Origin of the sequence: Aureimonas ureilytica, assembly GCF_001475935.1 — a bacterium.
Lineage (GTDB): Bacteria > Pseudomonadota > Alphaproteobacteria > Rhizobiales > Rhizobiaceae > Aureimonas > Aureimonas ureilytica_A.
This window is the reverse complement of record NZ_LDQA01000008.1, coordinates 87,233-101,091: the sequence shown is the minus strand read 5'-3', so window position 1 is coordinate 101,091 and position 13,859 is coordinate 87,233. Positions and strand designations below refer to the sequence as shown.

The 13,859-nt window shown below is 67.1% G+C and carries 13 protein-coding genes; 7 read left to right on the top strand and 6 right to left on the bottom strand.

All coding sequences use genetic code 11. From position 1 onward, the window contains the following. Positions 1 to 51 precede the first annotated feature (51 nt). Positions 52 to 1,146, top strand: coding sequence for an ABC transporter ATP-binding protein (locus NS365_RS02730; RefSeq protein WP_058598743.1), 1,095 nt, complete (start codon positions 52 to 54; stop codon positions 1,144 to 1,146). A gap of 24 nt (positions 1,147 to 1,170) precedes the next feature. Here the strand turns inward: NS365_RS02730 and NS365_RS02725 are convergent, their stop codons facing one another. Next, on the bottom strand, positions 1,171 to 2,124 hold the full coding sequence (locus NS365_RS02725) for an AraC family transcriptional regulator (RefSeq protein WP_058598742.1): 954 nt from the start codon (positions 2,122 to 2,124) through the stop codon (positions 1,171 to 1,173). A 258-nt stretch (positions 2,125 to 2,382) separates the two neighbouring features. Here NS365_RS02725 and NS365_RS02720 point away from each other — a divergent pair, with 258 nt between their 5' ends. Further along, positions 2,383 to 3,201 (top strand): alpha/beta fold hydrolase, encoded by an 819-nt coding sequence (locus NS365_RS02720; protein ID WP_058598741.1) that lies wholly within the window; start codon positions 2,383 to 2,385, stop codon positions 3,199 to 3,201. A gap of 219 nt (positions 3,202 to 3,420) precedes the next feature. Here NS365_RS02720 and NS365_RS24000 read toward each other — a convergent pair whose 3' ends face one another. The 5 genes from NS365_RS24000 to NS365_RS02700 form a co-directional block, all read right to left on the bottom strand. Further along, the gene (locus tag NS365_RS24000) at positions 3,421 to 3,564 is read right to left on the bottom strand and encodes a DUF1127 domain-containing protein (RefSeq protein WP_153003625.1); all 144 of its coding nucleotides are present in this window, start codon (positions 3,562 to 3,564) and stop codon (positions 3,421 to 3,423) included. 230 nt (positions 3,565 to 3,794) lie between these two features. Then, positions 3,795 to 5,252 (bottom strand): aldehyde dehydrogenase family protein, encoded by a 1,458-nt coding sequence (locus NS365_RS02715; RefSeq protein ID WP_058598740.1) that lies wholly within the window; start codon positions 5,250 to 5,252, stop codon positions 3,795 to 3,797. After that, positions 5,249 to 6,523: an NAD(P)/FAD-dependent oxidoreductase gene (locus NS365_RS02710; RefSeq protein WP_058598739.1), complete on the bottom strand. Its 1,275-nt coding sequence runs from the start codon at positions 6,521 to 6,523 to the stop codon at positions 5,249 to 5,251. The genes NS365_RS02715 and NS365_RS02710 overlap by 4 nt, the downstream gene beginning before the upstream one ends. A 69-nt stretch (positions 6,524 to 6,592) precedes the next feature. After that, positions 6,593 to 7,462, bottom strand: a complete 870-nt coding sequence (locus tag NS365_RS02705; protein ID WP_058598738.1) for a GNAT family N-acetyltransferase — start codon at positions 7,460 to 7,462, stop codon at positions 6,593 to 6,595. Between the two features lie 60 nt (positions 7,463 to 7,522). After that, the gene (locus NS365_RS02700; protein ID WP_058598737.1) at positions 7,523 to 8,413 is read right to left on the bottom strand and encodes a GNAT family N-acetyltransferase; all 891 of its coding nucleotides are present in this window, start codon (positions 8,411 to 8,413) and stop codon (positions 7,523 to 7,525) included. 243 nt (positions 8,414 to 8,656) lie between these two features. On the opposite strand from NS365_RS02700, the gene argE reads away from it, so the two are divergent. The 5 genes from argE to NS365_RS02675 all read left to right on the top strand — a co-directional run bounded on the left by argE (position 8,657) and on the right by NS365_RS02675 (position 13,688). Further along, positions 8,657 to 9,778, top strand: a complete 1,122-nt coding sequence (gene argE / locus NS365_RS02695) for an acetylornithine deacetylase (RefSeq protein WP_058598736.1) — start codon at positions 8,657 to 8,659, stop codon at positions 9,776 to 9,778. Further along, complete coding sequence (locus tag NS365_RS02690) at positions 9,775 to 10,710, top strand: 2-hydroxyacid dehydrogenase (protein WP_058598735.1); 936 nt, start codon at positions 9,775 to 9,777, stop codon at positions 10,708 to 10,710. Before argE ends, NS365_RS02690 begins: the two co-directional genes overlap by 4 nt. 37 nt (positions 10,711 to 10,747) lie before the next feature. Beyond that, positions 10,748 to 11,104 carry a cupin domain-containing protein gene (locus NS365_RS02685; RefSeq protein ID WP_058598734.1) on the top strand — a complete coding sequence of 119 codons (357 nt, stop codon included), beginning with the start codon at positions 10,748 to 10,750 and terminating at the stop codon, positions 11,102 to 11,104. Positions 11,105 to 11,174: 70 nt separating this feature from the next. Next, positions 11,175 to 12,221, top strand: a complete 1,047-nt coding sequence (locus NS365_RS02680; protein ID WP_058598733.1) for a tartrate dehydrogenase — start codon at positions 11,175 to 11,177, stop codon at positions 12,219 to 12,221. A 12-nt stretch (positions 12,222 to 12,233) separates the two neighbouring features. Then, entirely contained in the window at positions 12,234 to 13,688 is a 1,455-nt protein-coding gene (locus NS365_RS02675) for an NAD-dependent succinate-semialdehyde dehydrogenase (RefSeq protein WP_058598810.1), read from the top strand. The last annotated feature ends 171 nt before the right edge of the window (positions 13,689 to 13,859 follow it).

The window sequence follows — 13,859 nt, the reverse complement described above, 5'->3', positions numbered from 1 at the left end:
GGCCACCGGGCGGTGACGAAAGCGGCCCCTGCCAGCGAGGCGATAGACCCCATGTCCTTTCTCAAGATCGAACAGGTCCGCAAGCGCTTCGGCGCGGTGGAAACCATCAAGGGCGTGTCCTTCGAGGCGGCGAAGGGCGAGTTCGTGGTGTTCGTCGGCCCGTCCGGCTGCGGCAAGTCCACGCTCCTACGCATGATCTCGGGGCTGGAGGAAACGAGCGACGGGCGCATCCTCATCGACGGCGAAGACCTGACCCATGCCGACCCGGCCGAGCGGCATGTCGCCATGGTGTTCCAGTCCTACGCGCTGTTTCCGCATATGAGCGTCTACGACAACATCGCGTTCGGTATGCAGATCAACAAGGTGCCCAAGGCCGAAATCCAGGCGCGCGTCATGGAGGCCGCGCGCATTCTGCAGATCGAGCCGCTTCTCGCCCGTCGCCCCAAGCAGCTGTCGGGCGGCCAGCGCCAGCGCGTCGCGATCGGCCGCGCCATCGTGAGGAAGCCCAAGCTCTTCCTGTTCGATGAGCCACTTTCCAATCTCGACGCCGAGCTGCGCACGCAGATGCGCGTCGAGATCGCCAAGCTCCATCGCGAGATCGGCGCGACCATGATCTATGTCACGCATGATCAGGTCGAGGCCATGACGCTCGCCGACCGCATCGTGGTTCTGCGCAACGGCGAGGTCGAGCAGGTCGGCTCGCCCACCGAGCTTTACGACAACCCCGCCAATCTCTTCGTCGCCGGTTTCATCGGCAATCCGCGCATGAGCTTTCTGGATGGGGTGGTGGAATCCGTCTCAGGCGGTGCGGCGCGCATCGCCTCCCCTGCCTTTGCAGAGCCGCAGACGATCTCCGGTCCCTTCGTCCGCACGCTGGTGCCCGGAGAGAGCGTCACGCTCGGCCTTCGCCCCGAGGCCTTGCATATCGACGCCGGCGCGCCGGTGCTGACGGCCAAGGTCGAGATCACCGAAAATCTCGGCGGCTCGACCCTGATCCATGCTCGCACGAGCGATGGGCGCGCGCTGACCCTGGCGACGCCCGACCGCGCGGCCGCCCGCGAAGGCAGCCTTCTTCCCCTCGCCTTCGCCGCCGCACCTCATCTGTTCGGTGCGGACGGCAAACGCCTGTCGGCCCCTATCGGCTGACGATCGAGCGAGGAGTTCTATGCGTCAGGCGGCAGCGCCGATCGTCCGGCTGTGATGACGCCAGTCGCGCGGGGTGCAGCCGTAGATGCGGCGGAAGGCACGGTTGAAATTGCAGACCTGATCGAAGCCGACCGACAGGGCGATTTCGCTGATCAGCCTGACGTCGCCGGAATCGGCGAGGGCAGCGGTCGCCATTTGCAGGCGTACGCGCGTGACATAGGCCGAGATGCCCTCGCCATCCGAAAAGGCGCGGTAGAGCGTGGCGCGGGAGACCTTCGACATGGCCGCAATGCGCGCGACGTCGAGATCGGCCTCGCGAAAACGCTGCTGGATGATCCAGCGGACCTCGGTGCGCAAACGCGACAGATGGGCTTCCTCGCTGAGCGAAACCGTGCCCGTCGAGTTCAGAAGCGATAGGAAAGCGCCCGTCAGCCCGTCCCCCAGATGGGCGCCGGTTTCGTCACTGGCGTCGGGAAGCTGCTGGAGAAGCGAGGTGACCTGCCGCACGACGGGCGCGGCGTCTTTGCCCGTCATGACAAGCCCGTGCAGGCCGTCGATATGAGGGACGAGGCGCTGAATGTCCTTCCGGTTGAACACCAGCGTGACGTAATGGGCATTGGTCGAGTTATGCGTGTAGGGGGCGCTGAGATCGCCGAACAGAACAGAGTTGGGACCGGCCTTGTAGGAGCCGACCGCCGTCTCGCCGTGGACCCGACCCGCCAGACTGACCCCCAAGCTGATGCCATCCATCCCATCCGACCGGATCAGTTGCGATGTCCGCGTGTAGGTCTGGCCCGTCATCCGTGCCTCTTGCAGAACCATGCTGCCGAGTTGGTAGGACCGGATATGGGAATAGAACTCGCCTGATGGCTTGTCGGTCCGCATCATCTTGGCCATGGACGGCCAAGCCCGCTCGCGCCACGCCTCGTAACGCTCCTTGAGGGCCACACCCTGGGTGGTGAACGTCTGGAACCGCATGGAGTCTCTGGCACCGCACTGTCGCGCCCTCGAAAAGGCAAAGCTCTTTCACCTGCCACCGCTCGGCGCGACACTCAAGCCTCTTGGGTATCACAAGCGCGCCGTTTCGCCGCGCAATCTGAACGGTTGAAGTGCGCCGAACCTCCATCCGGCTGACCGATAGCGCGGGGTCGCTCGAAACGGCGTGCTTGTTGGCCGGGAACAGGTTGGGGTTGATGCGTGTTGGACTGGCATCATCGATGTTAAGGAGGTCCTGAAATGGCCTATATCGAAGCCAAGGACGGCACACAGCTTCACGTGAAGGACATGGGCCAGGGTCGCCCGGTCGTGCTGATCCACGGCTGGCCGCTGACCGGCGACATGTTCGAGTATCAGACCGTCGCGCTCTTGGAAGCGGGCTTTCGGGTCATCACCTATGACCGGCGCGGCTTCGGCCAGTCGGGCCATCCCGCCACCGGCTATACCTACGACGTCTTCGCCGACGATCTTGCCGCCGTTCTGGACGGGCTCGATCTGAAGGATGTCTCACTGGTCGGCTTCTCCATGGGCGGAGGCGAAATCGCGCGCTATCTGAGCCGCCACGGCGCGTCGCGCATTTCCAGGGCGGTTCTGGTCGCCTCGGTCGCCGGCTATCTCCTGAAGGATGAGAGCAATCCGGACGGCGTGGACGCCAGCGTCTTCGAGGACATGAAGGCCCAGATCCGAAAGGATCGCTTCGCCTTCCTCCACAGCTTTTCCAAGAGCTTCTACGGCGTCGGGCTTCTGTCCCATCCCGTCAGCCAGGGCGTTCTCGACTGGTCCTTCGTGCTCGGCGTGATGGCCAGCCCCAAGGCGACGATCGACTGCGTGGACGCTTTCGGCAAGACCGACTTCCGCCCCGATTTCAAGGCCTTCACCATTCCGACGCTGGTGATCCACGGCACGGGCGACAACACGGTGCCGATCGACCCGACGGGCCGGGCCGCCGCCAAGGCCATTTCGGGCGCGCGTCTGGTGGAATACGAGGGCGAGCCGCACGGGCTTTTCGCCACCGTGCCGGATCGGCTGAACAAGGATCTGCTGGACTTCCTGCGCTAAGCGCAGATCCCAGGTCGGATCGAGGCGGGTCGCTCGCGGCCCGCCTCTTTGCGTTTGGGCTTCGACCTCGCGCCCCAACCGCGTGGCGCCGAAACGAAAAACGCCCTTGCCGGGGGAGGACCGGCAAGGGCGTCAGGGGTAAGCCGAAAGGTGGGAGGAACCGTTCGGCTTGAACGCCGGGGCCGGGGGAGGACCGGCCAGGGCGAAACTGAAAAAGTCTTAGCGGGCCGTGCGCCGCTTGCTCGACGGAAGGTCGGAGCGCGAAAGGCCGATCTCCGACAGCTCGCGAGCGATGAAGCCGTTCCGTTCGCGAGCCGTGAGGCGGAACTGGGGGCGATCTTCGAAGAGGCGAGCGAGTGTCACGGTCTGGTCCTTGTCTGCCCGGCCTCGTCTGGCTGGCGGCCGGCTCGACGTTGTTGTCTGTTGATCCCTATCTAACCCAGCCGAGCCATGACGAGGAGCGCAAAGCTGGAAAGGGAGGAATGCGTTGGCGCGATAGCGAAGGCTCGCAGATCAGCCATGCCGGCAGCGCATGGCGGGAGGACGAAGCTCATCATGTGAGCCAAGGCGGACCGAAGCCCGCCCCGCCCGTCTCAGGCATAATATCCGAGCACGGATTTCGTCTCGAGATATTCTTCCATCCCCTCGCGCCCATACTCGCGGCCGTTGCCGGAGCGCTTGTAGCCGCCGAAGGGCGCGTTCGGGTCCCAGGCCGGCGCGTTCAGATGAACCTGACCGGCACGGATTTGCCCCGCCACGTCGCGGACCTGATCCATGTCGGTGCCGTGCACATGCGCGCCGAGCCCGTAGATCGTGTCGTTGGCGATCTCGATCGCCTCCTCCACGCTGTCATAGGGCAGGATGGCGAGAACCGGCCCGAAGATTTCCTCGCGCGCGATGGCCATGTCGCTGCGAACCTCGGAGAAGATGGTCGGGCGCGCGAACAAGCCGGCATCTATCCCGTCGGGCCGTCCCGCTCCGCCGATAACGAGCTTGGCGCCCTCCGCGATGCCGGTCTCGATCATGGTCTGGATGCGCTCGTATTGCGCACGGTTGGCGATCGGGCCATGGGTGGTCGCCTCGCCCAGGGGATCGCCCACCACGAATTCCGCCGCCGTCCTGGCCGCCAGCGCTTCGACCTCGGCCAGCCGCGCGCGCGGCACGATCATGCGCGTCGGCGCGCTGCAGGATTGCCCGAGATTGCGCATGGCGGAGGCGACGCCGAGCGGAATGCAGCGCTCCAGATCGGCGTCGGGCAGCACGATATTGGGCGACTTGCCGCCGAGTTCCTGCGCCACGCGCTTGACGGTGGGCGCCGCGGCCTGCGCCACCAGAACGCCGGCGCGGGTCGAGCCGGTGATCGACACCATGTCGACCTCCGGGTGCGAGGCCATAGCTTCGCCCACCACAGGCCCGCTGCCGTTGACGAGGTTGAACACGCCCGCCGGGCAGCCGGCGTCGTGCATGATCTCGGCAAACAGAAGCGCGCTCAAGGGCGACAGCTCGCTCGGCTTCAACACCACCGTGCAGCCGGCGGCGAGCGCCGGGCCGACCTTGGCCGTGATCTGGTAGAGCGGCCAGTTCCAGGGGGTGATCAGCGCGCAGACGCCGATCGCCTCCCTCAGGATCGCGGTCGTGCCGCGCGGCGCGACGAAGGGGAAGCTCTCCAGATTGTCCCGGGCCACCCGGAGATGCTCAGCGGCGAGCGGCACCTGCGCCGCGCGAGCATAGTTGATCGCCGCGCCCATTTCGGTGCGAAGCGCCTGCGCGATCAGCTCGGCCCGTTCCAGAACGAGCGCATGAACGCGCGAGAGAAGCGCGGCGCGCTCGGCCGGACTCGTGCGGGACCACGGGCGAAAAGCGCGGCGCGCGGCGAGGGTCGCGCGCTCGACATCCGCCTCGTTGCCCATCGCGATCTCGGCCACCACCGCTTCGCTCGCCGGGTTCACGACGGCGAAGCGCTCGCGCCCCTCCGGCTCGCGCCACGCGCCGTCGATATAGAAGCGAAGAAGATGACCGGCCTCGCTGAGATGGCGAACGGGGTCGATCATTGGAAGCGGTCCTTCATGCGATAATAAGCGCCGACGATCGGCAGGAACCAGGGCTTGCCGAAATGACCGGGAATGGCCGGCCAGTCGAAGTCCTTCCAGGGATTCAGATGGGCCTGCCCGTCCATGACATCGGCCATGATCGTGCCCATCAGCGTCGACATCTGCGTGCCGTGGCCGCTATAGCCCATGGAATAATAGATGCCGTCGCGCTCGCCCGCGCGGGGCAGCCGGTCGCGCGTCATGTCCACCATGCCGCCCCAGCAATAGTCGATGCGCGTGTCGCTGAGTTCGGGGAAGACGTCGTTCAGCGCCGCGCGCAGGATCGCGCCGCTCTTCTCGTCCGAGGCCGGATTCGACACGGCAAAGCGCGCGCGCCCGCCGAAGAGCAGCCGGTTGTCGGGGGTCGGGCGGAAATAGTTGACGAGGTTCTTGGTATCGACAGCATTGCGGCGGCGCGGCGTCAGCTTATGCAGAAGGTCCTGCGGCAGCGGCTCGGTCGCGATCAGGAACGCGCCCACCGGCACCACGCGCCGGCGTACCCAGCCGATGGGGCCAACCTGCGAGATGCCGCTGGCGAGGAGCACCTGTTTGGCCGTGAACTTTCCCTTGGGCGTTTCAACAGCGTGGCCGCCGCTCACGCGCTTCAGACCCATCATCGGCGTGCGCTCATGGATGGCGACGCCGCGCCGCGCGGCGGCTTCCGCCAGGCCCCTGATATAGCGACCCATATGCATGGCCGCGCTCTTGCCGTAGACGAGGCCGCCGTAATAGCGCTCGGTTCCGACCTCGGAGGCGAGGTCGGCGGGGCTCACCATGTGGGTTTCGGGATCGACATGGGCGGCCAGCAGGGCCTGCGCGCGAGCCAGCTTGTCGTAATGCTCGGGCTTGGCGGCGAGCTTCAGCTTGCCGACGCGCGCGAACTGGCAGTCGATGCCCTCTTCGCTCACGAGGCGCTCGACCGTATCGACGCCCGCATCGAAGGCCTTGTAAAGTTGATCGGCCTTTTCACGGCCGAGCTTCTCCGACATGGTGGCGTAGTCCTGCGCAAAGCCGTTGTTGCACATGCCGCCATTTCGACCCGACGCGCCATGGCCGATCGTCTCGGCTTCAAGCAGGATGACACGCGCGCCCTTCTTGGCGAGCGTCAGCGCCGCCGTCAGGCCCGTGAAGCCGCCGCCGATCACGGCGACATCGTAGCTGCCCTCGATCGGACCCTGGGCGCCGCCGGTGAAGGGCGGGGCCGTGTCCAGCCAATAGGATGTGAGCTTCATCTCGGCTCCGTGTTCTCGCAAAAGCGCGGGGTTCGCGCAAAAAGGCGGGCGGCGAAGGCGCTCCGACTCTCAGTTGATGGATTGGTTGGACAGGGCGAAAAGCCGCGCTGGACCGCTGGGCGAAAGCTCGCCGCGCACCATGACGAGCGCGTCGCTCACCTGCGGCAGGCCGATCTCCGCCAGCCATGGTGCCAAACCCGATTTCACCGACGTGTCCATGCGCACGAAGGCCCCTTCGAGGCGCGACAGGGCCGCCGTGGTCAGAAGCCGCGCGTCATCCACATCGGCGGCAATCACCGGGCCGATCACATGGCCGCGCCCGAACAGGCGCGAGACCGCGTATCCGGCGGGCTCTCCGCCGCGCAAGAGCACGAACACCTCGCCGACCTCCGCCAGCCGGCGCAGCAGCGGCCCGCGCTGGAAGCCGGTGGCCTCCTCGTCGAGCCGCACCAGCGCGTCCATATCCTCGGCCCGCATGGGCCGCACGAGGTCTTCGGACGGGGCGTCGTGGCGGCCGGGAAGGCGGCCCTGATGCTGGCGGATCTCGTCCACCGGCACGAAGCCGCGGCGCTCGTAGAGCGCGCGCCCTTCGGGCGTGGCGTTGAGAAGAATGGTGCGCGAGCCCGCCGCTTCGAGAAGCGTGTTCATCAGGCGCGAACCGTAGCCCCGGCCCTGCGCGGCGTTGGAGACGATGATCATCCCGGCCGTCGCTCCGGTCTCGCCGAACGGAAACAGGATGGCGGTGCCGACGACCTCATCGCCCCGTTCCAGAACGAAGCCCTGGCCGACCGTCAGCGCAAAGGCCCAGTCCTCGTAGCGAAAGGGCCAGACCAGATCCTGCGACAGTTTCAGCGCGCCGGGCAGATGCGCCTCGGTGAAGGGCACGAGTGCAACATCGTCCGGCTTGTCGCTGGCGGTCTGGTGAAGGGCATGGCTCATGATGGGATGGCTTCTCGATCGAATGGGATCTTGGGGGCGTGGGCGTTGGGCAAGCCGCGCTCAGCTCAAGGCGTGGCCGGCGAGCCCGTAGGTGCCGGGCGAGCCTGATGTGACGGGCGGCAGCGCGCCGCCATGCGTCAGGGTTCGCACCGTATCGAACTGGACCAGGCCCGCCTTGGAGAGAAACTCCCGCAGCGGACCGGCCGGCTGGCGTGTGTCCAGCCGCACGAAGGCGCCGCCCATCCCTTTCAGGAGTTCGGCGACGAGGGCGCGCGCGTCCTCATCGCTCGTTGCCACCAGCGGCCCGATGACATGCCCGCGCCCGAAGGGTCGGCGCATGGCAAAGCCGACAAGTTGCCCGTCGCGGCGAATGCCGCAGGCCTCGGCCGTCTGCGCAAAGAGCGTCAGAAGCTCGGGGCGCGGCGCGCCAAAGGCGGCGGCGTCCAGCGCCGCGATCTCGTAGATGTCGCCGAGCGGCAGCGGCTCGACACCGCGCGTCAGAGACGGATCGACCTCGAAGCCCTCGGGTACGAAGCCCTGGCACTGATAGACGGTGCCCTGCGGCTCGAAGCCCAGCGAGACATAGAGCGGATAGGCGGCGCGGGTGGAGTTGAGCAAGAGCCGGCGCGTGCCGCATTCGGCCAGAATGCGCTCCATAATCCAGCGCCCACCGCCATGCGTCTGGAGGCGCGGCGAGGTGATCACCATGCCGATGGTCGCGCAGCTCTCGCCATGCGGAAACCACATGCCCGAGCTAAACACGCGGCCGATCTCGTCCAGCGCCACGATGCCATGGCCGAGCGCGCGCAGGACATCCCAGTCGGCCGGACGGTGCGGCCATCGCACGCCCACCGACAGCTCGTGCAGGCGCCCGACATCGACCGTGGCAATGTCCTGACCGGCCAGTTCGTAGGCGTCGAGCCGGATGGTCCGGGGCGTCGTCTGGGGCATCGTCACAGCTCTCGATCCTCCGATCGGACTTCGCTGGCGAAGACGGCAGCGCGCAGCGCCACGAGCGGGACGGCGGTCCCGTCCCTATAAGTCCAGCGTTCGATCCAAAGTGCTCCCGCCGGGACCGAAGTTTGCACTGCATCCCCGCGCCTTTTCAGAACTTTCGGCTGAACCTTCCCGATTTACGGCAGGAACGCCGGGTCGATTTCTTTACCTTGAGCTGACATCCAGCGGAGACAGGCCATGGTCGAGGATATTCTGGCGAAACTCGTCGCCTTCCCTTCCGTGGTCGGCACGCCCAACGCCGCGATCGTCGGCTGGATCGCCGATTATTGCCGCTCGCACGGCGCGCGGGTCGAAATCCTGCCGGGCCCCGAGGGCGACCGCGCCAATCTCTTCGCCACGATCGGCCCGGCTGACGCGAGAGGCTATGTGCTCTCGGGTCACACGGATGTCGTGCCGGCCAGCGAGGCGGGCTGGACCGCCGATCCGTTCACGCTGCGCGCCGAGGGCGAGCGTCTCTACGGGCGCGGCACGACGGATATGAAGGGCTATCTGGCCTGCGCCCTCGCCGCCCTGCCGGGCCTCGCCCGGCGCGATCTCAAGCATCCCGTGCACCTGGCCTTTTCCTATGACGAGGAAGCGGGCTGCCGCGGCGTGCCGCACATGATCGCGGAACTGCCGAAGCTCTGCGCGGCGCCGCTCGGCGTGCTTGTGGGCGAGCCGAGCGGCCTTCAGGCGGTTCTGGCGCACAAGGGCAAGGCGGCTGCGCGCATGGAGGTGTTCGGGCGCTCGGGCCATTCCTCCCGCCCCGATCAGGGCCGCAACGCGATCCACGCCATGGCGGAGGTTCTGTCCAGCGCCATCGCCCATGCGCGCGCTCTGGAAGCCGGCCCCTTCGACACGCGCTTCGAGCCCGCCTATTCCTCGCTGCAGATCGGCACGATCTCCGGCGGGCGCGCGCTCAACGTCATTCCCGATCATTGCGTGGCCGAAATCGAGCTGCGCGCCATCGCCGGCCAATCGCCCCGCGCGCTGCTGGAGCCTGTGCGCGCGGCGCTGGAGGCGCTGAAGACGCAAGGCTTCGAAACGCGCTGGGACGAGCTGTCGGCCTATCCCGCGCTGGCGCTCTCGCCCGAAAGCGACCTCGCCGCGCTGATGACGGATCTCACCAAGCTGACGCCGCAGCCCGCCGTCAGCTACGGAACGGAAGCCGGCCTGTTCCAGGATGCGGGGATGGACGCCATCATCTGCGGCCCCGGCGACATCGCCCGCGCCCATCGCCCGGACGAGTTCATCACACGCGGCGAGTTGCAAGCCTGCCTCGCCCTGATCGAGGCGCTGGGCAACAGGCTGGCGGCATGAGCGCTGCCCCCGTGTTTCTGTGCAATTCCACGGCCGAGCGCGCCACGGTCTTTCGCGAGGCCTTCGCACGGGCGCTGCCCGAGATCGGCTTCGAGCAGGACGCGGCCGCCGCCAGCACCGACGACGTGCGCTATCTCCTGACCTGGACCATCCCGCAAGGATTGGAGCGCTTTCGCAATCTGGAGGTCGTCTTTTCGGTCGGCGCGGGCGTGGACCAGTTCGACACGGGCCGATTGCCGGATCATGTGCAGGTCGTGCGCATGGTCGAGGACGGCATCATTCGCATGATGCAGGAATATGTGACGCTGGCCGTCCTGACCCTGCATCGCGACTGGCCGAGCTATCGCGCCCAGCAGGCGCGCTCGCTCTGGCGCGCCCTGCCGACCCGGCGGGCGGGCGAGCGGCGCATCGGCTTTCTCGGCCTTGGAATGCTGGCGCAGGCGGCGATGGAGCGCCTCCAGCCCTTCGGCTTTCGCCTCGCCGGCTGGAGCCGTTCGCCGCGCCTGATCAAGGGCGTGGAATGCTTCCACGGCGCGAATCAGTTGCCGGAGTTTCTGGCGCGTACGGACATTCTCGTCTGCCTTCTGCCGCTGACGGACGAGACGCGCGGCATCCTCGATGCCGCGCTGTTCGCGCAGCTTCCCGAAGGCGCGGCGCTGATCCATGCCGGGCGCGGGCCGCAGCTCGATGCCGACGCGCTTCTGGAGGCGCTCGACAGCGAGCATCTTTCGGCCGCCATTCTGGACGTGACAGAGCCCGAGCCGCTGCCGCCCAGCCATCCGCTCTGGCGCCATCCCAAAGTGATCCTCACACCCCATGTCGCCAGCGTCACACAGGCCGAAACGGCGGCCGAAGCCGTGATCGCCAATATTTGCCGCCACCGTGCGGGCGAGCCGATGGTCGGCCTTGTCGACCGCGCGCGCGGCTACTGAGCCCACCCTTTCCCATTTCGCACCTTAGGAGACCACCATGTCGCTTCTCGTCACGATCGATCCCAACCCGACCTTCACGCCCAAGCCCGCGCTGCCGTTGCCCGAGCGCCTGATCTCCGGCGCGCCCGAGTTCAAGACCTGGGCGCAGGACGATTCCAACGGCGAGAAGGTGAAGACCGGCGTCTGGGAAGCCACCCCGGGCGAGACCCATTCGATCAAGGGCACGACCTTCGAGTTCTGCCACATCCTGTCCGGCCATGTGGAGATCGAGGAGACGGGCGGCGAGACCAAGACCTACAAGGCGGGCGACAGCTTCGTCATGAAGCCCGGCTTCGTCGGCGTCTGGCGCACGATCGAGACCGTGCGCAAGATCTACGTCTGCGTTTACGAGTAATTCGACCAGGGGCGAGGCTTCGGCCCTCGCCCCGTCTCCCCTGCCGACCGCACTCCCCAGGACCCTCGCCATGAAGACTCATTCTATCGCGCTCGTTCCGGGCGACGGCATCGGCCCCGCCGTGATCGACGCGGCCTGGGCGGTGCTCGAACGCGCCGCTTCGAAGCATGGCTTCGCGCTGACCTCGACCCGTTTTCCCTGGTCCTGCGCCTTTTATCGCGAGACCGGCGCGATGATGCCCACTGATGGCATCGAGACGCTGCGCGGCTTCGACGCGGTGTTTCTGGGCGCGGTCGGCTGGCCGGCGGAGGTCCCCGATTCCGTGTCGCTGCACGGACTGCTTCTGCCGATCCGAAAGGCGTTCACGCAATACGCCAATATCCGCCCGCATCGCCTTCTGCCGGGCGTCGAAGGCCCGCTGCGCGCGGAAGGCTTCGACATTCTCTGCATTCGAGAAAACACCGAAGGCGAATATTCGGGCGCGGGCGGCCGCGTGCATGTCGGCACGCCCGACGAGGTGGCGGTGGAGACGGCGGTCTTCACCCGGCGCGGCGTCGAGCGCATCCTGCGCTTCGGCTTCGAACAGGCGCGCCAGCGTCGCGGCAAGCTCGCCTCCGTCACCAAGAGCAACGCTCAGAAGCACACGATGGTCTTCTGGGACGAGATGACCCAACTTATCGCGGCCGACTATCCCGATGTCGAGGTGACGCCCTATCATATCGACGCAATGGCGGCGCGCATGGTCATGGCCCCCGAAACGCTCGATGTCGTCGTCGCCTCCAACCTCTTCGGCGACATCCTCACCGATCTGGGCGCCGCGATCCAGGGCGGGCTCGGCTTCGCGGCCTCCGCCAATATCAACCCGGATCGCACCGCGCCCTCCATGTTCGAGCCGGTTCATGGCTCCGCGCCCGACATCGCCCACTTGAGTATTGCCAATCCGATCGCCACGATCTGGTCGGGGGCGATGATGCTGGAGCATCTGGGCGAGCAGGCCGCCGCCGCAGACGTGATGCGCGCCGTGGAAGCGGCCACCGCGCAAGGCGTCGGCACCCGCCCCGGCCGCGACCGGACGGAGACGATCACGCAGGCCGTTCTGGCGGCTCTCGCCGCGTAAGGAGACATGGACATGGCATTGAACGACACCACACTTCTGCGCTTCCAGGGCCTGATCGACGGGGCTTGGCAGGATGCGAGGAGCGGCGCGACGGTGGAGGTCATGGACCCCGCCAAGAACGAGGCCATCGGCACCGTGCCCGACATGGGCGAGGCCGAGACGCGCGCCGCCATCGAGGCCGCCGAGCGTGCCTTCGGCCCGTGGAAGCGCAAGACCCATGCCGAGCGCGCCGCGCTTCTGGAAAAGTGGTTCGCGCTTATGGTCGAGCACGAGGAGGATCTGGCGCAGATCCTCACCATGGAGCAGGGCAAGCCGCTCGGCGAGGCGCGCGGCGAAATCCGCTATGGCGCGAGCTTCGTCAAATGGTTCGCCGAGGAAGCACGGCGGGTCAGTGGCGCGACGATCCCCTCGCCGACGCCCGACCGGCGCATCCTGGTCCTGAAGGAAGCGGTCGGCGTCTGCGGCATCATCACGCCCTGGAACTTCCCGAACGCGATGATCACGCGCAAGGTCGCGCCCGCGCTCGCCGCCGGCTGCACCGTCGTGATCAAGCCCTCCGAGTTCACGCCCTATTCGGCGCTGGCGCTGGGCGTTCTGGCCGAGCGGGCCGGCATTCCGGCCGGCGTCGTCAACATCGTGACCGGGATGCCGACCGGCATCGGCGGCGAGCTTCTGGCCAACGAGACCGTGCGCAAGATTTCCTTCACGGGCTCGACCCGCGTCGGCGCGCACCTGATGCGCGGCGCGGCCGACTCGATCAAGCGCCTCAGCCTGGAGCTGGGCGGCAACGCGCCTTTCATCGTCTTCGACGACGCGGATCTGGATCTCGCCATCGAGGGCGTCCTGATCTCGAAATTCCGCAATGGCGGCCAGACCTGCGTCTGCGCCAACCGCATCCTCGTCCAGTCCGGCGTCTACGACGCCTTTGCCGGAAAGCTCAGCGAACGCGTGCGCGCCATGAAGGTCGGGCCGGGCACCGAGGACGGCGTGACCATCGGCCCGATGATCAACGCGGCGGCCATCGAGAAGATCGAGCGCCACGTGGCCGACGCCAAGGCCAAGGGCGGCAAGATCCTGGCCGAAAGCACCGACATCGCCGACGGCGCGCAATATGCCCGCCCCGTCCTGATCGGGGAGGCCAATACCGACATGCTGCTGGCGTCGGAAGAAACCTTCGGGCCGGTCGCCCCGCTCTTCCGCTTCGAGCGCGAGGAAGACGCCATCGCCATCGCCAACGGCACGCCCTTCGGCTTGGCGGCCTATTTCTACACCGAGAGCTTGTCACGCGCATGGCGCGTCGGCGAGGCGCTGGAGTTCGGCATGGTCGGCCTCAACACCGGCCTGATCTCCACCGAAGTCGCTCCCTTCGGCGGCGTCAAGCAGTCCGGTCTCGGCCGCGAGGGCTCGCATCTCGGCATCGAGGAATATCTGGAGGTCAAGACCTTCCACATGGGCGGGCTGAAGTAAGCCTACCCGCGCAAGCATCGCCCGAACAACGGCCGCCTCGCGACATCAGCGGGGCGGCCGTTTGCGTTTCAGGCGCCCGCAACCCTCAACGAAAAAGGCGGCCCGAGAGCCGCCTGTCCTTGACCATTCCAAAGTTTGGCCGGAAGCGCCCGAAGGCGCCCCGATCAACCG